Genomic DNA, 22,455 nt, shown 5'->3' with positions numbered 1-22,455 from the left:
GTTGATTTTCAATTGTTGTTTTGCTAAAATAACAACTAACGATTAAAGTTGATAAAAAAATTAAAAAAAGCCACACTTCATAGAAGAAGTGATGGTAGAGGAGCGAAAACCATTAGTAGGCAAAGCGAGGATGTTGAGATCCGATGATCATTGCTGAAAGGGGAATTCGCCGAAGTGAAAAGAGCCTCAACAATCTTTTTGCTGGACTTGTATTGAATAGGTACAAGGCTGTCACGCAACCAACCCAAAGGTTGTGTGGAGAACTATCTCACGAGATGCAGGGGACGAAGTGTGGAGATACCGACTTTTTTGTATACCAAGCAACAGTGAGGGCGTTCCTACTGTTGCTTTTTTGGTGTTGTGGTAAAGAAGGCTTACTCGCACCGCCTTAGATTGGAGTATGCGGGAGATACACTGGTGAGGAGAAGTTGGTTCAAGGGTGGAAAAGGGAACCCCGGAGAGCGCTAGCGATGAAGGAATAGAGGGAAAGTAGCTTCCTTATGCCTCACTTGATTGAATATTTAGTGAACTATTTGAAGTAAGAGAAGTTATTTCTTGATATGTGTTTGCGGGTAAGTTCTTTAAAGTTAAGTTTTTTACATAGGAGAGGATGAGCAATATGGCATTAGTCGTACAAAAATATGGAGGAACATCAGTTGGATCAACAGAGCGGATCAAACATGTGGCTGATCGAATCATTTCATCGGTTGAACAAGGAAATCAAGTTGTAACGGTCGTTTCGGCGATGGGGAAAACAACGGATGAACTCGTCAGCTTAGTCGGCGAAGTCACTGCTCAACCGAGCAAGCGTGAGATGGATATGTTGCTATCGACAGGTGAACAAGTATCGATCTCCTTATTAACGATGGCTTTGCAAGAACGCGGGTATCGAGCAGTCTCTTTGACAGGCTGGCAAGCAGGGATTCAGACCGAACAAGCACATGGTAACGCTAGAATTACCGGCATTGATGTTGAGAGAATCAATAGCTACCTAGAGGATGGAATGATTGTGATTGTTGCTGGCTTTCAAGGAGTAAGTGAGGGTGAGGAGATCACAACACTTGGTCGTGGTGGATCGGACACGACAGCTGTTGCACTTGCGGCTGCTGTGTCAGCGGAGCGCTGTGATATTTTTACAGATGTGACGGGTGTTTATACCACTGATCCGAGGTATGTGAGCAAAGCTAGAAAATTAGCATCAATTTCTTATGATGAAATGTTGGAAATGGCTAATTTAGGGGCGGGAGTCCTGCACCCACGTGCCGTTGAATTTGCAAAAAACCATAAAGTCAAATTGATGGTTGCATCAAGCATGGTAGAAGAAGAAGGGACAGTAATTGAGGAGGAAGTGTCAATGGAAAAAGATTTGGTTGTACGAGGGATTGCATTTGAAAGTGATGTCACAAAAGTAACAGTGTCTGGGTTGCCTAATGACCTGGCTACGTTACCAAGCTTATTTACGATTCTCTCGGAACATGGAATTAATGTAGATATTATTATTCAAAATGAAACTGGAAAAGAAACAACAACGATCTCATTTTCAATCAGCGATGATATTCGTCAAGAAACAGTAGCGGTTTTAGAAGAAAACAAACATCGTTTGCACTTTGAAGCTGTTGATTGCGAACAGAATTTAGCAAAAGTATCGATTGTCGGATCTGGCATGGTTTCAAACCCTGGAGTGGCGGCAAGAATGTTCCAATTACTTGCAAAAGAAGATGTGAAAGTAAAAATGGTTAGTACATCTGAGATTAAAGTGTCAACAGTCATTGAAGAAGCTGTCATGGTTAAGGCTGTTGAAGCACTACATGAGGAATTTCAACTAGCTGAAGAAGTGCTGAGCATATAGGACTATAGATTCGTATGCTATGTCTTACGATGAAAGATAAGAATTCATCGTAAGACATGTAGCTTTATTGCTTCAAAGCTCGATCAGACAGAATAATATACGTTCAGTTCGGGATGATTTAAACCTCATCTTTATGATCCCATTGGACGGTAAATACAAATGTAGCTTTCTTTTGTTTGACCGTCGTTTCAGCAATACGTGATTTGATCTGTTGAATTTGCTCAGCGAGAAATCCAGCTTCTAACTGGACAGAATATGGGTGGCTTTCATCATAGAGGTGATCCGTTAATTGAAACATCATTTCCGTTTTCTTTTCTTTGATGACTGCTAGCGTTCCCCAATCAGCCTGGTTAAAAAAAACAATAACCTCATCAATGGATGAAAGCTTATATTTTCGAGCTAGTGATTTACCAGCCCAATAAAGGATTTGTTCTTGTTCTTTTCCAAGTAGGTTGGCTAATACATCTGCTCGCAAGAGTTGGTAGCCAAAGCTTGAAGCTTCTCGTTTAACGTTTTTGTCTAGGGGGGTGTGTTTACTCATTATGTATACTCCTCTCTGTCCATTCTATTATATAACGACCTCCTTCTTTTCTCTATAGCTTCGAGTGTTGAGAAGTGATATACTATAGCCCGAATGAGAGTGGAGGTACATAAAATGAAGCTTGCATTTAAACATCTGTTAACTCCCTTTAGAATTATTATGATCTCGTATATTGCTGCGATGATTCTTTTTAGTATTTTGCTTTATTTACCAATATCCCATCAAGAGGGTGTCCAGTTGTCGTTTTCAGAAGCATTGTTTACGTCAGTAAGTGCGGTCAGTGTAACTGGTTTAACGGTCGTAAATGTATCAGAGACGTACAGCTTTACCGGTATTGTCTTTTTGGCCCTTGCGGTTCAACTCGGTGGTATCGGGATTATGACATTAGGGACCTTTGTTTGGATGTTGTTTCGTAGGAAAATCGTCTTATCGCAGCGGATGTTGATCATGGTCGATCACAACCAAAATACATTTTCAGGGTTAGTGAATTTAATGCGTGGCATTTTAGTCGTTGCATTGATCATCGAAATAATCGGTGCGTTTATTTTAGGCACGTATTACCTCCGTTATTTTGATACGACACTTGAAGCATACTACCAAGGAGCTTTTGCGGCGTTAAGTGCATTTACGAATGCAGGATTTGACATAACTGGTGAGTCACTGATTCCGTTTGCCAATGATTACTACGTTCAACTTGTAACGATTTTATTAATCTTTGCCGGTGCGATTGGTTTCCCGGTATTAGTTGAAGTCAAGGAATACTTTTCAAGACGTGACCCGCATTTTAAATTTAGTTTATTTACGAAAATCACGACAATTACGTATTTTGTTGTTTTTTTAATCGGGGTCATTGGCATCTGGCTCCTTGAGCGAGGGCACTTTTATGTCGGTCTAGAGTGGCATCAACAGCTTTTTTATTCATTGTTTAATTCTGCAACTTCAAGAAGTGGTGGGTTAGCAACGATGGACGTATCTGAGTTAAGTATAGCTACGTTGCTGTTTATTTCAGGACTGATGATTATCGGTGCAAGTCCTTCTAGTGTTGGCGGTGGTATTCGTACAACGACGCTCGCGATCATGTTCTTGACAATCCGCAGTTTTGCACTTGGAAAAAGCGATGTCAAGGTGTTTGGACGAGAAATTCATCCTGAGGATAAGCAGAAAGCATTTATCGTTCTATCCGTATTCACAATGATGCTCTTTGTTGCTGTGATGTTAATCGCTGCATTTGAAAGTGGTAATAACATTGAACTGATTGCGATCATTTTTGAGGCGAGTTCAGCCTTTGGAACGTGTGGTTTATCAACAGGGGTTACAGCGGACTTAAGTTGGCCAAGTAAAGTCGTATTAATGGTGCTGATGTTTATCGGACGAATTGGTTTACTTGTCTTTCTATTTTCTGTTCGACGTCGTGAGCAGAAGAGCTACTTTAAGTATCCGACTGAGCGGATCATTATTGGATAAGAAATGTATCAAGGGGGGCGATGTGTCTTACAGTTTTCGCCCCCAATTGACAAAAAAATAAATTTTTTTAAATCGCATAGCAGTAAGCAACCGATTAGAATTTTTTGAATTTATCCTGTATCCGTTTTCTTGACGATATATGAGGATGAGAGTACAATAAAATTGTCGGATTTTATTCACAGAAACTTTCACAAAAGTTTCAAAAATAAGTTAGTAGAGTAAGAGAGTGTTAGACAATTGGAGTGGGGGAGGTTTTGAATGATAAGAAAAAGAGAAATATAGAGAATATCGTGCAAATAGGAGTTTAAAATTTAAAATTAAAAATGGGGGGAACAATGGCATGGCCGCAAATCGAGAGTTTATGAACCGAAGACTTCACTCCTTGTTAGGAGTCATTCCAGTAGGACTCTTCTTGGTTCAGCATTTGGTTATTAACCATTTTGCTACAGGGGGAGCAAGTGCATTTAACCAAGCTGCACAATTTATGGAGAATCTACCATTTCGCTATTTTCTAGAGATTTTTCTTATTTTTATTCCATTACTTTACCATGCAATCTATGGTCTATATATCGCTTTTCAAGCGAGAAACAATACGAGCAAGTACGGATATTTCCGTAACTGGATGTTCTTATTACAGCGTGTTACTGGGGTTATCACGTTAATCTTCGTTGTTTGGCATGTTTGGGAAACTCGTATTCAAGCAGCACTCGGCGTGCATGTAGATTATAATATGATGGCCGATATTTTAAGTAGTCCATTTATGCTAGTTTTCTATATTGTTGGTGTTGTATCAACAACATTCCACTTTGCAAATGGGTTATGGTCATTTGCCGTTTCTTGGGGGATTACAGTTACTCCACGTTCACAACAAATTGCTACATACGTGACATTAGGTATCTTTGTCGTATTAACATTTATCGGTATTCGAGCGATTTTAGCATTTATTAATCCAGATCTAGCCAATATTTAAGGAGTGAGTCACAAATGAGTAAAGGTAAAATTGTAGTTGTCGGTGGTGGATTAGCGGGTCTAATGGCAACGATCAAAGCGGCAGAAAAAGGCGTGCCAGTCGACCTATTATCATTAGTACCAGTGAAACGTTCTCACTCTGTGTGCGCACAAGGCGGTATGAACGGTGCTGTAAATACGAAAGGTGAAGGGGATTCACCATGGGAGCACTTTGATGATACGGTTTATGGGGGCGACTTCCTTGCAAACCAACCGCCTGTTAAAGCGATGTGTGAGGCTGCACCTGGTATTATTCACTTAATGGACCGTATGGGAGTTATGTTCAACCGTACCGCAGAAGGGTTACTAGATTTCCGTCGTTTCGGTGGAACGCAGCATCACCGTACAGCGTTTGCTGGTGCAACAACAGGACAACAATTATTATATGCATTAGATGAGCAAGTGCGCCGTCATGAGACGTCTGGCCTTGTTAACAAATATGAAGGATGGGAATTCCTGTCGGCAATTTTAGATGATGAAGGGAATTGTCGTGGTGTAACAGCACAAGACTTACGAACAATGGAAATTAAAGAGTTCCCTGCGGATGCTGTTATTATGGCCACAGGTGGACCAGGGATTATCTTTGGTAAGTCAACAAACTCGGTTATTAACACAGGATTTGCGGCATCAAGCCTTTATCAACAAGGTGTATATTATGCAAATGGTGAGTTTATTCAAATTCACCCAACAGCGATTCCTGGAGATGACAAGTTACGCCTTATGAGTGAGTCAGCTCGTGGTGAAGGTGGACGAGTATGGACGTATAAGGACGGTAAGCCATGGTACTTCCTTGAAGAAAAGTACCCTGCCTATGGTAACCTTGTTCCACGTGATATTGCTACACGTGAAATCTTTAGTGTCTGTGTCGATCAGAAGCTTGGAATCAACGGCGAAAACATGGTTTATCTTGACCTATCACATAAAGACCCTAAAGAACTTGATATTAAGCTTGGCGGTATTATTGAAATCTATGAAAAATTCATGGGTGATGATCCGCGTAAAGTGCCGATGAAGATTTTCCCTGCCGTTCACTATTCTATGGGTGGTATGTGGATTGACTTTAACCAAATGACAAACATTCCAGGTTTATTTGCTGCCGGAGAATGTGATTATTCTCAGCACGGTGCGAATCGACTTGGTGCAAACTCGTTACTATCAGCGATTTATGGTGGTATGGTTGCAGGTCCAAATGCAGTTAATTATATTAATGGCCTTGAGAAATCAACAGATTCTCTACCTTCTTCTGTCTTTGAAAATCAAGTGAAGAAGGAACAAGAGAAGTTTGATAAGATTATGTCAATGGACGGTACTGAAAATGCTTACGTCCTTCACAAAGAACTAGGCGAATGGATGACAGATAACGTTACGGTTGTACGTGAAAATAAAAAGCTTCTAGAAACAGATAACAAGATCCAAGAATTAATGGAACGCTATGAAAATATCAGCATTACTGATACGGCAAAATGGAGCAACCAAGGGGCTTCATTTACACGTCAGCTTGAGGGAATGCTTCACATGGCACGCGTGGTTACGTTAGGTGCATATAACCGAAATGAAAGCCGTGGTGCACACTACAAGCCTGAATTCCCGGATCGTAATGATGAAGAATGGTTAAAGACAACAAAAGCGAAATTTAACCCGAATACAAATGCACCAGAGTTCGAATATGAAGATGTTGATGTGTCGCTAATCAAGCCTCGTAAACGCGACTACTCCCAAAAAAAGCAAGGAGCTGGTAAGTCATGAGCGAAAATGTAGTTCGTTTTATTATTACCCGTCAAGATGATGCCAATAGTAGCCCGTATCAAGAGGAGTTTCATATTCCATATCGAAACAATATGAATGTCATTTCAGCATTAATGGAGATTCGTCGTAATCCTATTAATGCAAAAGGTGAAAAAACAACACCAGTTACATGGGATATGAACTGTCTAGAAGAAGTATGTGGTGCATGTTCAATGGTTATCAATGGTAAGCCGCGTCAGTCATGTACAGCGCTTGTTGATCAATTAGAACAGCCAATTCGCCTAGAACCGATGAAAACATTCCCGGTCGTTCGTGATTTGATGATTGACCGTCAACGTATGTTTGATTCGCTTAAGAAAGTTAAAGCATGGATTCCAATTGACGGAACATATGATTTAGGTCCTGGGCCACGTATGGCAGAAACAAAGCGTCAATGGGCATATGAATTATCAAAATGTATGACATGTGGTGTATGTTTGGAAGCATGTCCAAATGTTAATGATAAGTCTGAATTTATCGGTCCAGCACCATTATCTCAAGTTCGTTTGTTTAATGCACACCCAACAGGTGAGATGAACAAAGAAGAACGACTTGAGACAATTATGGGTGACGGTGGACTTGCGAACTGTGGTAACTCGCAAAACTGTGTTCAGTCTTGTCCAAAAGGAATTCCATTAACAACATCAATTTCAGCATTAAACCGCTCAACAACGTTACAATCATTTAAAAACTTCTTTGGAAGCTATGCTTAATAGAAGTGAGGAAGAGAAGGCACTTGAGGTTGCCTTCTCTTTTGTTTTGCTGTAGATAAGAGGGGGCGTAACCGAGGAAGGGAAGTCAGAGAAGATCACTTACTCACACCGCTTTAATGGGCTTTCACGGTATTGGTTTAGTTTTAGTAGAAACGGGAAGAATTGATAGACAAAGGTAGATAGATAAGGAGGGCGTTCAAATGCCAACAATTCCATACATCGAAAATTTTAGTGACTGGGTAGATTCATTTTCATATCACCATTCGATAACTGTTCGATTTTCAGAAACAGATGCATTTGGTCACCTGAATAACACGAATGTTTTTGTCTATTTTGAAGAAGCGAGAATTGAGTTCTTGAAGACATTAGGTTTGATGGAACGCTGGATGCGGCAAGAGAGTGAGTCGATCCTTGTGACCGGTGATTTGCAATGTGACTATTTAAAACAAGTGTTTTTTGATGAGAAGTTAGACATCTATGTGAAGGTCGCTACGATTGGACGAACGTCTGCTGACATTCACTATATGGCGAAAAATGAAGAAGGTGATGTTTGTTTTACTGGAAGAGGAAGAATCGTCCAAGTTTCCAAACAAACAAATCGTTCAATTGCATGGGATGATGCCGTTAAAGTGGCGCTCACAGGAGAAAGCATTGCCAGTAAATAGTCGACCTAAGTGTTGCATTTTAAAATAGATATGTTTATGAAGTCACAAGCGCTTTTATGACTACATACTATATGGTGACTAAATACCTTCTTTCAATGGGGCGATGCTTTCAATTTTGTTGAAAGCGTTGGGGTGAATCAGTCTCTAGCTCTCAGCCCGGCAAGAAGGGGTGAATGCATTGAAAGGATCAGAATACGGACCAAAACCTTTACTGACAAAAAGGGAACGAGAAGTATTCGAGCTACTTGTTCAAGATCAGACGACAAAGGAGATTGCGCAACAACTGTTTATCAGTGAGAAAACTGTGCGTAATCACATCTCTAATACGATGCAAAAGCTTGGAGTTAAGGGGCGCTCCCAGGCGGTCATTGAGTTAATTAGGTTAGGGGAAATTGAAATTTAGTCATGTCGGCTTTCTTATTGAAAGCCGATTTTTTTGCGTCCCGGTCGTAGTGTCGGGACGTAGCATATAGGTACGTTGGAGAATAAAAAGCAATGCAACTAAAGGATTTAAGGAAACATGATGTGAGTGCCTTCGGATTTGTCGAAACATGTCAGACTGCGACAGTCTTTGTTTGACGGTTAAAAATACGTTCGGTAAAATACATAACGTAGGTTGTTATCAGTGTAGGAAAAAGAAAGGATAAACTGCCATGAGTAGGCCATTTACAGTTGTAAAAGTACTAAATAACAATGTGATCATCGCTGAGGCGGAGAATGCAGCTGAAGTTATTGTCATTGGGAAAGGCATTGGATTTGGCAAAAAGCGTGGGGACACGATCGCGAATGATCAAGTTGATAAATTATTTCTGTTAGCTAATCAACAGGAACAGGAAGAATACAAGCAGCTACTATCTGACGTCGATGAAACGCTTGTTGCAACTGTTCATGATGCGCTTCAAATCGTTAGAAAGCGTCTAGATCAACCGTTAAATGAGCGTGTTCATATTGCTTTAACTGACCATCTCTCTTTTGCGATTCGACGCTTAGAAAATGGGATTGATATCGAAAATCCTTTTTTACAGGAAACAGAACTGTTATATCCAGAGGAATTTGCTTTAGCCAGAGATGTTGTTGATTTGGTTAATCAAACAATGGCAACGAGTTTACCTGAAGGAGAGATTGGATTTGTGGCACTCCATATTCATAGTGCGATTTCAAATCGAAGCTTATCGGAGATACGAAGCCATTCCGAATTACTTACAGCACTAGTGTCGCTAATTGAGGAGAAGTTAGATCTTCGTATTGAGCCCAATTCGATCACATATTCACGGCTTGTAAGCCACCTCCAGCAAGTGATTGAGCGTGCATTAAAAGGAGAAGTAACCGAGGGGAATGAGAGATTAATTCAAGTGTTGAAAGACGATTATCCATTGTGCTATAATCTGTCTTGGCAGTTGATCAAAATTATCCAAAAGCAATTAAAATTACCTGTAGCCGAGGCAGAAGCGGTTTATTTAACACTGCACTTGCAAAGGCTTTCCTCTAAATAATTAAATAGAAGCAAGTACATTCATTTACGTGTTACTGATACGATCAGGCATAAGTAAAGACCGTGTATATGAGCAAAGAATTGGGCAACTTAACGATAAGATCCCAGTTACTTTGTATTCGTATATTCATCTTACTTATGTCTTTTTTGTTTGCTTATTTTAATTTAAAGGAGGAACGATATGTTTAAAAAGGCATTTGGAATTTTACAACGTGTCGGCCGTGCGCTCATGACACCAGTTTCGGTCTTACCAGCTGCCGGGCTATTACTTGGACTTGGCCATGAAAATGTCTTTGACATTCCCGTTTTGGCTAATGCCGGTGATGTTATTTTTAGTAACTTGGCTTTACTATTTGCGATAGGTGTCGCTATTGGCCTTGCTGATGGTGATGGAGTTGCAGGTTTAGCAGCTGTGATCGGTTATCTAGTGATGAACTCGACATTAGGCATTATGGCTAATTATATGGGTGCGGAAACCGAAGTCGTCCTCGGGATTGAAACGATCCAGATGGGGGTATTTGGCGGGATCATTATTGGTCTTGTCGCTGCTGCTTTATACAAACGTTTTTATAATATTGAGTTACCGCCATTTTTAGGGTTCTTTGCTGGTAAGCGTTTTGTTCCAATCATTACAGCGGCAACATCTGTATTATTAGGTATCATTTTCGTATTTGTTTGGCCACCTATCCAAGAAGTCATCGATTGGTTCTCTGTCCTAGCGACAGAGACGGGTTCTACAGTGGCAGCGTTTATCTTTGGTTTTACACAGCGTGCGTTAATCCCTTTCGGTCTCCATCACATTTTCTATCAGCCGTTCTGGTATGAATTTGGACGCTTTGTCAATGACGCTGGTGAGGTCGTTCGAGGGGATATGACGAGATTCTTCGCAGGAGATCCGACTGCTGGTACATTTATGGCTGGTTTATTCCCATTTATGTTATTTGGTTTACCAGCAGCTGCACTTGCCATTTACCATGAGGCAAAACCGCAACATAAAAAATATGTCGGTGGGATTATGGCTTCAGCAGCCCTTACAAGCTTCTTGACAGGGATCACTGAGCCGATTGAATTTGCGTTTTTGTTTGTTGCACCGGTCTTGTTTTTAATCCATTGTGTGTTTGCGGGATTCTCGTTCGTTGTGATGGATTTACTCGGTGTTAAGGCTGGGTTCACTTTCTCAGGCGGGTTCATTGACTACGTCCTATATTGGGGTCTATCAACAAACTCTTGGATGGTTATTCCTGTCGGCCTTGGCTTTGCTGTGATTTATTACTTTGGATTCCGATTTGCGATTCGAAAATGGGATCTTGCGACACCAGGCCGTGAACCTGATGAGGATGATTCAGACGATAAGGATGCCAATCAAGGTAATAACGAACAGTTAGCAGGTCAAGTATTAGTTGCATTAGGTGGGAAGGAAAATATCACTAACCTTGATGCCTGTATTACTCGCCTGCGTGTGTCAGTTAAAGAAAAAGATGACGTTGATAAGGATCGACTCAAAAAGCTAGGAGCTTCAGGTGTGCTTGAAATGGGGAATAACATTCAAGCGATATTTGGTACCAAATCTGATACGTTAAAAGGGCAAATTAAAGATATCATGAATGGAAAAGAAGTCAGTAAAAACATTGATGCACAACAAGTAGATCCAGTGAAGGATGAACATACTACAAAAGCATGTGATTTTGATAGTGAGCAACTGATCTCACCACTTGAAGGGAAAGTGTTGCCTTTGGCTGATGTGCCGGATGAGGTCTTTTCATCTAAGATGATGGGAGATGGCTTCGCGATTGAACCTACAAAAGGTGTTGTTATAGCGCCTATGGATGCCAAGGTTGTTAATCTTTTCCCAACGAAGCATGCGATAGGCCTTGAAACAAAGGGCGGACATGAAATTTTGATTCACGTCGGTATTGATACCGTACAACTTGATGGTGAAGGTTTTGAAACGTTGGTGAATCAAGGTGATGAAGTGAAGCGTGGACAGGAACTATTAAAGATCAACCTGGACTATATAAAAGAACATGCACCATCAGTGGTCACTCCAATCATTTTTACTAATTTAAATGAAGACCAAGAGGTTAAGGTGAACAAAGAAGGTGCTGTCGAGTTAGGTGAATCTGAAATAGTTACTATTCAACATAAATAAAACATTAAAAAGGTGGTTTTTAACATGGCAGAAAAAACATTTAAAATTACAGCAGAAACAGGAATTCACGCGCGTCCAGCGACGCAGTTAGTTAATAAAGCAGGACAATTTTCATCTGATATTACTCTTGAGCACAATGGGAAATCAGTGAACTTAAAATCAATTATGGGCGTAATGTCTTTAGGCGTTGGACAAGGAGGTACAGTTACGATAAAAGCAGATGGCTCTGATGCGGATGAAGCACTACAAGCGTTAGAAGAAATCATTAAAGAAGGGCTTGGGGAATAATGAGTAACAAAATTTCAGGGATTGCAGCATCGGCAGGGATTGCAATTGCGAAAGCATTTGTGCTTGAAGAACCTGAATATACGATTGATTCTAAAAAAGTAGAAGATCCTGCCGCTGAACTCAAACGATTTGAAGATGCGCTAGAGAAAGCAAAAGGTGAGCTAAACGTCATCAAAGATAAGGCAAAAGAAGAGCTAGGGGAAGACAAAGCAGAAATCTTTGCCGCTCATCTTCTTGTATTAAGCGATCCAGAGCTTGTCGATGCCGTTAAGGATAAGATTAATAATGATCAGGTAAATGCTGAATCAGCGTTGGATGAGGTTTCTTCGATGTTTATCTCCATGTTTGAGAACATGGATAATGAATATATGAAGGAACGTGCAGCAGATATTCGTGACGTATCAAAGCGAGTACTTGGTCACTTATTAGGTCTTGAGACAAGATCATTAGCCATGATTGATGAAGAAACAGTGATTATTGCTGAGGATTTAACACCATCGGACACTGCGCAGTTAAACCCAACGTATATTAAAGGGTTTGCCACAGATATTGGTGGGCGTACGTCACACTCAGCGATTATGTCACGTTCAATGGAAATTCCAGCTGTTGTTGGGACGAAAACCGTCACAAAAGATATTCCGTCAGGTACAACAATTATTGTCGATGGCCTAGCTGGTGAGGTCATTGTCGACCCAACTGAAGACGAGCTACAAGCATACAAGCAAAAACTTGCTGATTATCAGGAGCAGAAGGCAGAGTGGGCTAAGCTTGTCAATGAAGCGACGACGACAAAAGATGGCGCACATGTGGAGCTTGCTGCAAATATCGGAACACCAAATGATTTAACAGGCGTTCTTAATAATGGAGCAGAGGGCATCGGTCTTTACCGTACAGAGTTTTTATATATGGGACGAGATAACCTTCCATCAGAGGAGGAGCAATTTGAAGCGTACAAAACAGTGGTTGAAAAAATGGAAGGCAAGCCAGTTGTTATCCGTACGTTAGATATCGGTGGGGATAAGGAACTGCCATATTTAGACTTGCCAAAAGAGTTAAATCCATTTTTAGGCTTCCGTGCGATTCGTTTATGCTTAGAAGAAAAAGAAATCTTTCGCACACAACTACGAGCATTGTTACGTGCAAGTGCTTTTGGAAACTTAAAAATTATGTTCCCAATGATTGCTTCATTAGAGGAGCTTCGTGAAGCAAAAAATATGCTTGAAACGGAAAAGAGCCAATTGCAAAAAGAAGGGGTTTCTGTCTCTGATGAGCTTGAAGTTGGAATCATGGTTGAGATTCCTTCAACAGCGGTTGCAGCTGATTTATTTGCAAAAGAAGTTGATTTCTTTAGCATTGGGACAAATGACTTAATTCAATATACCATGGCCGCTGACCGAATGAATGAACGCGTTTCTTACTTATACCAACCATATCATCCAGCCATCTTACGTTTAATTAACATGGTGATTAATGCTGCTCATAAAGAAGGAAAATGGGCAGGGATGTGTGGTGAAATGGCTGGAGATGAAATCGCGATCCCACTACTTTTAGGACTAGGTCTTGATGAATTTAGTATGAGTGCGACGTCGATTTTACCGGCACGAAGTCAAATGAGTAAGCTTTCAAAAGCAGACCTTGCTACACTAGCTGAAAAAGCAATGATGGCAGGTACGTCTGAAGAAGTTCAAAAGTTGGTTGAAACTTATAATCAATAAGGTTGATGTAGGTTGATGGCCCGAGAAAAGTACTGATGTTTTCAGTGCTTTTCTTTTTGCCTTTAAGGGGGCTTGGGCCCATCGTAGCCTTCTCTCAAATGTTCTTGCATTTTAATCAAAAAACAGCGAAAATAAGTGAATGGAGAGGAATGCGGGTGAAGAGCGATTGTAATCAGGTGGCATACATAGAAGTGACAATACGTAAGATATCTTATATGTAAAATAAAAAAGGCCGTGATATCTTAAGCCAATATCCGATTACACCGCCACAGTTTAATGCCTTGCAATTTCTGCGTGAACAAGCTGACCTATGATTGACGAACGATCTACATGAAGTACGACAGCAGACCTCATCGATCCTATGGGAAAAATAAAATGTTGTTGCTAAGGATCGTTAGGTGTTCGCATTTACTTACTTGAAATAGGAAAAGGGATCATTAAGTGATCAAGAAACGACAAGCTTATTTAGACGATGTTCTCGGACATCTATAGCAAATGAAGATCTGATGAACCAAACAGTTTGGAATTGCTTTACGACGAAATGAATGCAGCACAAGCATAAAGTCTTATATATTTTTTTAGAAATTGAGGGAGTATGTTTGAATAAACCAATTGGTGTGATTGATTCAGGTGTAGGTGGATTAACGGTTGCAAAAGAAATTTTAAGGCAACTACCAAAAGAAGAAATTATCTATATAGGTGATACGGAACGATGTCCATATGGACCACGACCAGCTGAAGAAGTACGGCAGTTTACGTGGCAAATGATTAAGAAGCTAGTTGATCAAGGGATCAAAATGCTAGTGATTGCTTGTAATACCGCAACAGCCGTTGTTCTTGAGGAAGTGAAAGAAAAGCTTTCAATTCCAGTGGTTGGTGTCGTTCATCCAGGAGCGATCACCGCCTTGAAAATGACGAAGAGAGATCATGTTGCCGTCATTGGTACGTCAGGGACGATTGAAAGTAAAGCTTATGAAAAAGCGTTAAAAAGTATAAATAGTGATGTTGAAATAGAATCTCTAGCGTGTCCGCGTTTTGTCCCGTTAGTTGAGCAAGGGATATTGGATGGAAGTGAAGCACTAGCTGTCGTTGAAGAGACATTAAAGCCGCTAATCAACCGTTCATTTGATACACTTATACTCGGTTGTACACATTACCCATTGCTTGGCGAAGTGATTCAACAAGTCGTCGGTGAACAGAAAGAGTTGATTTGTTCAGGTGATGAAACGGCGCGGGAAGTAAGTGCTCTTCTTTATCATCAAAATCTCTTATATACGGAGCAACGAACACCAAATCATATGTTTTATACTACCGGTGATGGTGACCGATTTAAACGGATCGCTAATAACTGGTTAGATTTTGAAATTGAACATGTAGAACGAATACAGTTAGGATAATCGAGAAAAAGGTTCACTAGTGTTCATGATTGGTCTAGTTAGAAATTGTGTCCCGTTTGTTCACTCCATATATTGATAGCGCTCAAAGCTGAGCTAAAAGATGTGAAATCTTTTAGGTCGGCTTTTTAATGTTCAGCGATTTTAGAGTGTGTTCTGCCCTCCTTTTTTTGCTTGACTTCATGGCATGAAAAAATTTTTTCTAAAATCTTTTAGACAAGGTGGTCTAAAACAGAAACAAGCTCGTATATATGTAGTACAAACTACCTTGAGGAGGGAACACAATGCGTAACTTATTCAGAACAGGAGTGCCAGTCATTTTACTTCTTTCTTTATCACTCATTGTTTCTGCTTGTAACTTTGGTGCAGATGAAACGTTAAACGAGATGGATTCTCCACCAGTCGATTATATTGATGAAGGAGAGCCGTTAGAAACGGACATGGACGGTGACGCACCGCTAGTAGAGGAAGGTGAAGCGACGGAGGACGTTGACGAAAATAGCATGACTGACACGGTTACTCGTGAATTGTATTTACTTGATCAAGACGGATTAGTTGTGCCACAAACAATGGAATTACCGAAAGAAGAAGGTGCAATCAAGCAATCATTAGAATATTTAGTTGAGGGTGGACCAATTACAAACGAATTACCTAGCGGATTTCGAGCAGTTATTCCATCAGGAACTGAAGTAGATGTTCACTTAGAAGATGGCGTTGCCATTGTTGATTTTTCGCCTGAATTTGAAGAGTACCTTCCTGAGGATGAGATGAAGATCCTACAAGCGATTACGTGGACAGCGACACAATTTGAAGAGGTAGATCGTGTACAAATCCGTATCAACGGTTATGAGCAGGAGACAATGCCTGTCAATGATACTCCAATCGGGGAAGGTTTTAGCCGAGCAAATGGCATTAACCTTGAGACAGAAGGAGTCGTTGACCTTGTTAATAGTAAAGGGGTTACCCTTTACTTCCTTTCACAGCAGGGGGACAACACTTATTATGTCCCTGTGACTAGAAGGGTTGCAAAGAGCAATGACCAAAGTACTTATCAAACGGTTGTCTCAGAGCTATTGAATGGCCCTTCAAGTCACTCAACATTATTAACGGATATTCGTTACGGTGTTGAACTCATTGATGAACCTGATTACCAAAATGGTGTCGTCACCTTAAACTTCAACGAGGCCCTATTAAATCAATCAGAAGGTGAAGCTCTATCAGAAGATGTCCTAAACATGTTAGTGCTATCACTAACAGAACAAGAAGGGGTGGAGCAAGTGGCCCTGCATGTTAATGGAGAAAGCGAGATCTTAAAGGCTTCTGGAGAACCGCTTGCTGAACCAGTTTCAAGACCTACAAGGGTCAATACTGGGCAATTCTAAACAATCGATGCTTTTATTTGCTATAATATCAGTGTAGGATAGATGAGGTAGCCATTCGCTACCTTTTTTTATGAATGATAAAACTTCTAGTTTATGTAAATACTACATGAAGGTAAAGCTTATGAGGAGGAATCTTACGTGAGAGTAGACCAAAGACAGCATAACGAGTTAAGGCCAGTACATATTGAAAAAAATTATTTGAAACATCCGGAAGGATCTGTATTAATAGCCATGGGGGATACAAAGGTCATTTGTACGGCAAGTATTGAAGACCGAGTCCCCCCATTTATGAGAGGTCAAGGAAAAGGATGGGTGACGGCTGAATATTCAATGTTACCTCGCGCCACTGAGCAGCGTAATATCCGAGAATCCTCAAAGGGTAAGGTAACAGGAAGAACGATGGAGATCCAACGGTTGATCGGACGTGCGATGCGCTCAGTGATCGATTTAGATAAATTTGGAGAGCGGACAGTTTGGATTGACTGTGATGTCATTCAAGCTGATGGAGGTACACGTACAGCAGCGATTACAGGTGCGTTTGTCGCGGTTGTGTTAGCATTTGAAAACTATCTGAATCGAAAAATAATCAAAACTCTTCCAGTCAAAGACTTCTTAGCAGCGATTTCTGTTGGGGTAGACCCAAAACTTGGAGAGCTCTTAGACTTGTGTTACAGTGAGGATTCAAAGGCTGATGTCGACATGAATGTGATCATGACTGGTAGTGGCGAATTTGTAGAGTTGCAAGGTACAGGTGAGGAAGCAACGTTTTCTAGAAAGCAGCTTGATCAATTATTAGATCTAGGGCATCACGGAATTGAACAATTAATCGAAATTCAACAGCAAGTGATTGGTGAGAAGGTAACCAATATGATTTTAGATAAACAAAAAACAAGCATGGAAAAGGAAGAGTAAAATGAAGGAAATCATCATAGCAACAAAGAACAAAGGTAAGGTTAATGAGTTTAAAGCGATGTTTGCAGAAAAGGGCATGGTCGTCAAATCATTGCTTGACTATGAAGATATCCCCGATATCGTTGAAGACGGTCAAAGCTTTGCTGAAAACGCAAAAATAAAGGCAGAAACGATCGCTCAAAAGTTTGGGAAGACCGTTCTTGCTGATGATTCAGGTTTAATTATCGATGCTCTTAACGGGCATCCAGGGATTTACTCCGCTCGTTATGCGGGGCCAGAAAAGGACGACCAAAAAAATATTGAAAAGGTGTTAGAAGAATTAAAAGGAGTCCCAGTCGAACAACGTACGGCGAGGTTTCATTGTGCAATTGCGGTATCATTTCCATCTGGAAAAACGGAAATTGTTGAAGGAAACTGTGAAGGGTTGATTACTCAAGAACCGATCGGGGACCATGGATTTGGCTATGATCCCATTATGTACATACCAGAGAAAGATGTAACGATGGCACAACTGCCCGAAGCAGAGAAGAATCAGATCAGCCATCGTGCTCAAGCGTTAAAGAGGCTTGAGGAGCAGTGGCAGGAAATTTTTAATTAAAGTGAGGGAGTGCCGTGAAAATCCTAATCATAAGCGATAGTCATGGCTGGACAGATGAGCTTGCTGATGTGATCGCTCAACAAAAGCCTAACGTGTCCGCTATTTTCCATTGCGGCGATTCTGAATTGCCACATCACGCACCGCAGTTAGAAAACTGTTATGTTGTGCGTGGAAATTGTGATTTTGATGAAGAATTTCCAGAGGAGCGAGTAGAAGAGATTGAAGGGACTCGTGTCTACATGACACATGGGCATTTATACAACGTAAAAATGAGCCATGTTCCGATTACATATCGAGCTGAGGAAGTGGGTGCCAATATAGCTTGTTTTGGGCACTCTCATGTGGCGACGTCTTTTAGCGAAAATAACGTTGTTTACATTAATCCAGGTAGCATTCGCTTACCGAGAAACCGCAAGGAGCAAACATACTGTATCTGTGAGATCAATGAAAATCGTGAGGTAACGGTCACATTCTATGATCGAACCGGAAAAGATATCCCAGACCTAACGAGCCATTATCTAATTGGCCAGGACTGAACAATAAGGGGACAGATCCCACAGTTCCATGGAGAGACAGACATGGGATCGTCTCTTTAAATGTTCAGATAACTGTTGACATTTGTTAATAATTCCTTTATATTAATAATTGTCTTCACTATTCGATCACTAATTCATGCGGGTGTAGTTTAGTGGTAAAACAAGAGCCTTCCAAGCTCTGGTCGTGGGTTCGATTCCCATCACCCGCTCCATGTTTACTACTTGTTCAACTTCTTTGCTAACATGCGACGAGGAATAAACTACTGTGAATAAACGAGAAGACGCAGGAGCAAACGAGTTCACTTCATTCCAGATTTGCGACGAGCAAGCGAAACGCGCAGGAGCATGTCTATTTAGACAAATTGCTAATATGCGACGAGAAATAGACTTGTCTGGATTGACATGTAGACACAAGAGTAAACGTTAAACATCTATTGATATGTCTAGTCTTATAAAGTACACAAACGTGATGCACATATTCTGAACAATTGTTAGGCATTCTTCACAAAGATATCCCATAGCAAGTAAAACAAGTCCCAGTAGCTCAGTAGGATAGAGCAACGGCCTTCTAAGCCGTCGGTCGGGAGTTCGAATCTCTCCTGGGACGCCAACTTTTTAAAATGAATACATAAACGATAGACGCCAGTGTTTGGAAAACAATACTGGCGTTTTTTTAGTTAACAGGCAGAAGCGAGAGCCTATTCGCTGTTAACATGTAAATCGTTTAGGGAGAGAAGTATATGATTGTTTTGTCCATGATAGTTGAGATCATGATTTCGTTATAAAAAGTGTCAGTAAAAAAGAAATTAATTTTATTTTCAGACCACCTTTCCTATTGTGATCATACTGTAAGCGGATTCAGGAAAAATCACTAATCGAAATTATCAAATAATTTTTTAAAAAGTGGTTGACCAGCAACCGTATTAAGCGTAATATAATGCTCAAACAAGGAAAACATTTTTAAATTTCCAATAAGAAATATAAATAAATAAGTGAAGCAAATGAGAATACTTCTTCACAAAACATATGAGCGGAAACAGCTATTTTGTGCATGTTTTCTAAGTGGAAATGACCTCTATCGACAACCGCTTTCTTAAATATATGACAAAGATCGCTATAGTATATCCAAAAGAGACTGCGAAGTCTGTCGATAATTATCCGAAAAGTCGGATTTTATCTTAGTTGTAAGTTTCGCAATATTCCAATTTGAAAATGATTTGACATCGATGAGAGGAGTGAATCTTGTGAGTGAACAATGGATTTATTTAAGTGGGGAGTTAGTAAAAAAAGAAGACGCAAAGATTTCCGTATACGACCACGGCTTCTTATATGGCGATGGGGTATTTGAAGGGATTCGAGTCTATGACGGAAATGTCTATAAGCTAGAAGAACATTTAGAACGTTTATACAACTCAGCAAAGTCAATTATGCTAGAAATCCCGCATACAAGTGAGGAGTTAACGGAAATTATCGTTAAGACACTCAAGAAAAATCAATTAAAGGACGCGTATATCCGCTTAGTGATATCACGAGGTGTAGGGAACCTCGGTCTTGATCCCGCATCTTGCCGTACACCACAAGTGATTGTTATTGCTGAAAGCCTATCGTTGTTCCCGCAAGAGCTTTACGAAAATGGACTAGAGATTGTAACTGTACCAACAAGACGTAATCGTCCGGATGTACTTAGTCCAAAAGTAAAATCATTAAATTATTTAAATAATATTTTAGTGAAAATTGAAGCGAGATTAGCAGGTGTTAGTGAAGCACTGATGCTAAATAACGAAGGGTATGTTGCTGAAGGATCAGCGGATAATGTCTTTATTATCAAAGGGAACCAACTCCTAACTCCACCCGGTTACCTCGGGGCATTAGAAGGGATTACAAGAAACGCAATTATTGATATTGCTAAAGATCTTGGATATGAAGTCAAAGAAGAGCCATTTACACGTCACGATGTGTTTGTTGCAGATGAAGTCTTTTTAACAGGTACAGCAGCTGAAGTTATCGCTGTAGTCAAAGTTGACGGTAGACAAATTGGTGAAGGGGTTCCTGGACCTGAAACAAAGAACTTGTTAAAAGCGTTCCGCAAACATGTTGTAGAGGATGGTGTGAAGGTTTACGAGGATAACACAGGAATCGAAGTAAGTTAATAATAAATCATCGAAGAACAGAATGAAGAAACAATTTGAACGAGGTGGGAGCGAGTACTATGAGAAGTGACATGATTAAAAAAGGGATAGATCGGGCCCCACACCGTAGTTTACTACGAGCTGCAGGTGTTAAAGAAGAAGATATGAATAAGCCGTTTATCGGTGTTTGTAACTCATATATTGATATTATTCCAGGGCATATGCATTTAAATAAATTTGCTGAAGTGGCAAAGGAAGCAATTATTGAAGCCGGCGGTATTCCGTTTGAATTTAATACGATTGGTGTTGACGATGGAATCGCGATGGGGCATATAGGCATGCGTTATTCATTACCAAGTCGAGAAATCATTTGTGACGCAGCTGAAACAGTGATTAATGCTCATTGGTTTGATGGGGTCTTCTACATCCCAAACTGTGACAAAATTACACCTGGTATGTTAATGGCATCGGTACGAACGAACGTCCCTTCCGTTTTTGTATCAGGTGGGCCGATGGAAGCTGGAAGAACAAAAGACGGCAAAAGCTTATCACTCGCTTCAGTCTTCGAAGGCGTCGGAGCTTTTGGTTCAGGAAAAATGACGAGAGAAGAGTTACTAGAAATTGAACAATCAGCTTGTCCGACATGTGGCTCTTGTTCAGGGATGTTTACAGCGAATTCAATGAACTCATTAATGGAGATGCTTGGTTTAGCACTACCAGGAAATGGAACGATGGTGGCAACATCAGAAGAGCGTCATCAACTAATTAAAGATGCTGCTAAGCACTTAATGAATTTAATTGAAAAAGATATCCGACCACGTGACATTGTCACAAAGGAAACGATTGATGATGCATTTGCTTTAGACATGGCAATGGGTGGCTCAACAAACACGGTTCTCCACACACTTGCGATCGCAAATGAAGCTGAAATTGATTATGAGCTCAACCGCATTAATGAAGTAGCAGAGCGTGTACCGTATTTATGTAAGATCAGTCCTGCTTCCGATTATTCGATGGATGATGTTCATAAGGCGGGCGGTGTTAGTGCCATTATAAAAGAGCTTTGTGAAATCGATGGAGCGATTCATCCAGAACGAATCACAATTACAGGTGAAAGCTTATATGAGACTGTAAAAGATGCAGAGATTACTGATGATGTCGTCATCAGAAGAAAAGACAATCCTTATAGTCCAGTAGGTGGCTTATCGATTTTATACGGCAACCTTGCTCCAGATGGCGCAGTCATTAAAGTTGGAGCTGTCGATTCATCGATTCAAACGTTTGAGGGAGAAGCGATTGTGTTTGAATCACAAGAAGAAGCACAAAAAGGGATTGATGATGGGACTGTCAAGGAAAATCACGTCGTTGTCATTCGTTATGAAGGACCAAAGGGCGGGCCAGGAATGCCGGAGATGTTAGCACCAACATCATCAATTGTTGGCCGCGGCTTAGGAACGAAAGTGGCGTTAATTACAGATGGAAGATTTTCTGGTGCATCTCGAGGAATTTCAATTGGACATATATCTCCTGAAGCTGCTGAAGGTGGTCCGATCGCTTTCGTTGAAAATGGCGATAAAATCAAGATTGATTTACCAAATCGCACGTTGAATCTATTAGTCTCAGATGAAGAGCTTGCTAAACGAAAAGAGGGCTGGGTAGAACCAGAACCTAAAGTGAAAAAAGGTTACTTAGCAAGATATTCAAAATTAGTAACATCAGCTAACACTGGTGGGATTATGAAAATATAAATCTACTATTCAAACATTAACCTGAACCTAAAAAGGAAATAGGATAAAACGTTGAAGAGGAAAAGTAATCATATCGTTCGATTTCAA

General features: G+C 40.5%; 19 protein-coding genes, 2 tRNA genes, 1 riboswitch and 1 other annotated feature (1 of these 23 cut by a window edge). Of the genes, 20 read left to right on the top strand and 1 reads right to left on the bottom strand.

Going from position 1 to position 22,455, the window contains the following annotated elements:
- Positions 1-87 precede the first annotated feature (87 nt).
- A riboswitch (Lysine riboswitch) is annotated at positions 88-274 on the top strand.
- A gap of 345 nt (positions 275-619) precedes the next feature.
- Positions 620-1,849 (top strand): aspartate kinase, encoded by a 1,230-nt coding sequence (locus tag KH400_RS00700; RefSeq protein ID WP_217221262.1) that lies wholly within the window; start codon positions 620-622, stop codon positions 1,847-1,849.
- A 118-nt stretch (positions 1,850-1,967) separates the two neighbouring features.
- Here KH400_RS00700 and KH400_RS00695 read toward each other — a convergent pair whose 3' ends face one another.
- The gene (locus KH400_RS00695) at positions 1,968-2,390 is read right to left on the bottom strand and encodes a YslB family protein (RefSeq protein WP_217221260.1); all 423 of its coding nucleotides are present in this window, start codon (positions 2,388-2,390) and stop codon (positions 1,968-1,970) included.
- 114 nt (positions 2,391-2,504) lie between these two features.
- Here KH400_RS00695 and KH400_RS00690 point away from each other — a divergent pair, with 114 nt between their 5' ends.
- From KH400_RS00690 to ilvD, 19 genes are all read left to right on the top strand, one after another.
- Positions 2,505-3,854, top strand: coding sequence for a TrkH family potassium uptake protein (locus KH400_RS00690; RefSeq protein ID WP_217221259.1), 1,350 nt, complete (start codon positions 2,505-2,507; stop codon positions 3,852-3,854).
- Between the two features lie 340 nt (positions 3,855-4,194).
- Positions 4,195-4,824, top strand: coding sequence for a succinate dehydrogenase cytochrome b558 subunit (locus KH400_RS00685; RefSeq protein ID WP_217221257.1), 630 nt, complete (start codon positions 4,195-4,197; stop codon positions 4,822-4,824).
- Between the two features lie 14 nt (positions 4,825-4,838).
- Entirely contained in the window at positions 4,839-6,608 is a 1,770-nt protein-coding gene (gene sdhA, locus KH400_RS00680; RefSeq protein WP_217221256.1) for a succinate dehydrogenase flavoprotein subunit, read from the top strand.
- Entirely contained in the window at positions 6,605-7,360 is a 756-nt protein-coding gene (gene sdhB, locus KH400_RS00675) for a succinate dehydrogenase iron-sulfur subunit (protein ID WP_217221255.1), read from the top strand. Before sdhA ends, sdhB begins: the two co-directional genes overlap by 4 nt.
- Before the next feature lie 200 nt (positions 7,361-7,560).
- Positions 7,561-8,025 (top strand): acyl-CoA thioesterase, encoded by a 465-nt coding sequence (locus KH400_RS00670; RefSeq protein ID WP_217221254.1) that lies wholly within the window; start codon positions 7,561-7,563, stop codon positions 8,023-8,025.
- A gap of 178 nt (positions 8,026-8,203) precedes the next feature.
- Entirely contained in the window at positions 8,204-8,428 is a 225-nt protein-coding gene (locus KH400_RS00665) for a helix-turn-helix domain-containing protein (protein WP_217221251.1), read from the top strand.
- A 250-nt stretch (positions 8,429-8,678) separates the two neighbouring features.
- Positions 8,679-9,518: a glucose PTS transporter transcription antiterminator GlcT gene (glcT, locus tag KH400_RS00660; protein WP_217221250.1), complete on the top strand. Its 840-nt coding sequence runs from the start codon at positions 8,679-8,681 to the stop codon at positions 9,516-9,518.
- Positions 9,519-9,698: 180 nt separating this feature from the next.
- Positions 9,699-11,666: a glucose-specific PTS transporter subunit IIBC gene (gene ptsG, locus KH400_RS00655; protein WP_217221249.1), complete on the top strand. Its 1,968-nt coding sequence runs from the start codon at positions 9,699-9,701 to the stop codon at positions 11,664-11,666.
- 24 nt (positions 11,667-11,690) lie between these two features.
- Positions 11,691-11,954, top strand: coding sequence for a phosphocarrier protein HPr (locus KH400_RS00650; protein WP_217221248.1), 264 nt, complete (start codon positions 11,691-11,693; stop codon positions 11,952-11,954).
- A complete protein-coding gene (gene ptsP, locus KH400_RS00645; RefSeq protein WP_217221247.1) occupies positions 11,954-13,669 on the top strand; it encodes a phosphoenolpyruvate--protein phosphotransferase in 1,716 nt (571 codons plus the stop codon). Before KH400_RS00650 ends, ptsP begins: the two co-directional genes overlap by 1 nt.
- A gap of 599 nt (positions 13,670-14,268) precedes the next feature.
- Positions 14,269-15,066: a glutamate racemase gene (racE, locus tag KH400_RS00640; RefSeq protein ID WP_281418615.1), complete on the top strand. Its 798-nt coding sequence runs from the start codon at positions 14,269-14,271 to the stop codon at positions 15,064-15,066.
- Positions 15,067-15,347: 281 nt separating this feature from the next.
- The gene (locus tag KH400_RS00635; protein ID WP_217221245.1) at positions 15,348-16,445 is read left to right on the top strand and encodes a GerMN domain-containing protein; all 1,098 of its coding nucleotides are present in this window, start codon (positions 15,348-15,350) and stop codon (positions 16,443-16,445) included.
- 138 nt (positions 16,446-16,583) lie between these two features.
- Positions 16,584-17,357: a ribonuclease PH gene (gene rph, locus KH400_RS00630; RefSeq protein WP_217221244.1), complete on the top strand. Its 774-nt coding sequence runs from the start codon at positions 16,584-16,586 to the stop codon at positions 17,355-17,357.
- A gap of 1 nt (position 17,358) precedes the next feature.
- Complete coding sequence (locus tag KH400_RS00625) at positions 17,359-17,955, top strand: XTP/dITP diphosphatase (protein WP_217221243.1); 597 nt, start codon at positions 17,359-17,361, stop codon at positions 17,953-17,955.
- Positions 17,956-17,969: 14 nt separating this feature from the next.
- Positions 17,970-18,491: a metallophosphoesterase family protein gene (locus KH400_RS00620; RefSeq protein ID WP_217221242.1), complete on the top strand. Its 522-nt coding sequence runs from the start codon at positions 17,970-17,972 to the stop codon at positions 18,489-18,491.
- A 138-nt stretch (positions 18,492-18,629) separates the two neighbouring features.
- Positions 18,630-18,703 (top strand) — tRNA-Gly (locus KH400_RS00615).
- Between the two features lie 321 nt (positions 18,704-19,024).
- Positions 19,025-19,101, top strand: a tRNA-Arg gene (locus KH400_RS00610).
- A 634-nt stretch (positions 19,102-19,735) separates the two neighbouring features.
- The gene (ilvE, locus tag KH400_RS00605; RefSeq protein ID WP_217221239.1) at positions 19,736-20,641 is read left to right on the top strand and encodes a branched-chain-amino-acid transaminase; all 906 of its coding nucleotides are present in this window, start codon (positions 19,736-19,738) and stop codon (positions 20,639-20,641) included.
- Between the two features lie 59 nt (positions 20,642-20,700).
- Entirely contained in the window at positions 20,701-22,368 is a 1,668-nt protein-coding gene (gene ilvD, locus KH400_RS00600; RefSeq protein WP_217221238.1) for a dihydroxy-acid dehydratase, read from the top strand.
- A 42-nt stretch (positions 22,369-22,410) separates the two neighbouring features.
- Positions 22,411-22,455, top strand: a binding site (T-box leader); it runs 210 nt beyond the window's last position.

This window comes from Desertibacillus haloalkaliphilus (assembly GCF_019039105.1).
Lineage (GTDB): Bacteria > Bacillota > Bacilli > Bacillales > KJ1-10-99 > Desertibacillus > Desertibacillus haloalkaliphilus.
The sequence above is the reverse complement of the archived record's forward strand: the minus strand, read 5'-3'. Positions and strand labels throughout refer to the sequence as shown.

Bases quoted from the DNA above. Each gene is read 5' to 3' on its own strand.
- KH400_RS00635 (WP_217221245.1), top strand. From the start codon at position 15,348: ATGCGTAACTTATTCAGAACAGGAGTGCCAGTCATTTTACTTCTTTCT.
- sdhA (WP_217221256.1), top strand. From the start codon at position 4,839: ATGAGTAAAGGTAAAATTGTAGTTGTCGGTGGTGGATTAGCGGGTCTA.
- KH400_RS00700 (WP_217221262.1), top strand. From the start codon at position 620: ATGGCATTAGTCGTACAAAAATATGGAGGAACATCAGTTGGATCAACA.
- KH400_RS00690 (WP_217221259.1), top strand. From the start codon at position 2,505: ATGAAGCTTGCATTTAAACATCTGTTAACTCCCTTTAGAATTATTATG.
- KH400_RS00685 (WP_217221257.1), top strand. From the start codon at position 4,195: ATGGCCGCAAATCGAGAGTTTATGAACCGAAGACTTCACTCCTTGTTA.
- ptsP (WP_217221247.1), top strand. From the start codon at position 11,954: ATGAGTAACAAAATTTCAGGGATTGCAGCATCGGCAGGGATTGCAATT.
- KH400_RS00650 (WP_217221248.1), top strand. From the start codon at position 11,691: ATGGCAGAAAAAACATTTAAAATTACAGCAGAAACAGGAATTCACGCG.
- ptsG (WP_217221249.1), top strand. From the start codon at position 9,699: ATGTTTAAAAAGGCATTTGGAATTTTACAACGTGTCGGCCGTGCGCTC.
- KH400_RS00670 (WP_217221254.1), top strand. From the start codon at position 7,561: ATGCCAACAATTCCATACATCGAAAATTTTAGTGACTGGGTAGATTCA.
- KH400_RS00625 (WP_217221243.1), top strand. From the start codon at position 17,359: ATGAAGGAAATCATCATAGCAACAAAGAACAAAGGTAAGGTTAATGAG.
- KH400_RS00695 (WP_217221260.1), bottom strand. From the start codon at position 2,390: ATGAGTAAACACACCCCCCTAGACAAAAACGTTAAACGAGAAGCTTCA.
- ilvD (WP_217221238.1), top strand. From the start codon at position 20,701: ATGAGAAGTGACATGATTAAAAAAGGGATAGATCGGGCCCCACACCGT.
- glcT (WP_217221250.1), top strand. From the start codon at position 8,679: ATGAGTAGGCCATTTACAGTTGTAAAAGTACTAAATAACAATGTGATC.
- sdhB (WP_217221255.1), top strand. From the start codon at position 6,605: ATGAGCGAAAATGTAGTTCGTTTTATTATTACCCGTCAAGATGATGCC.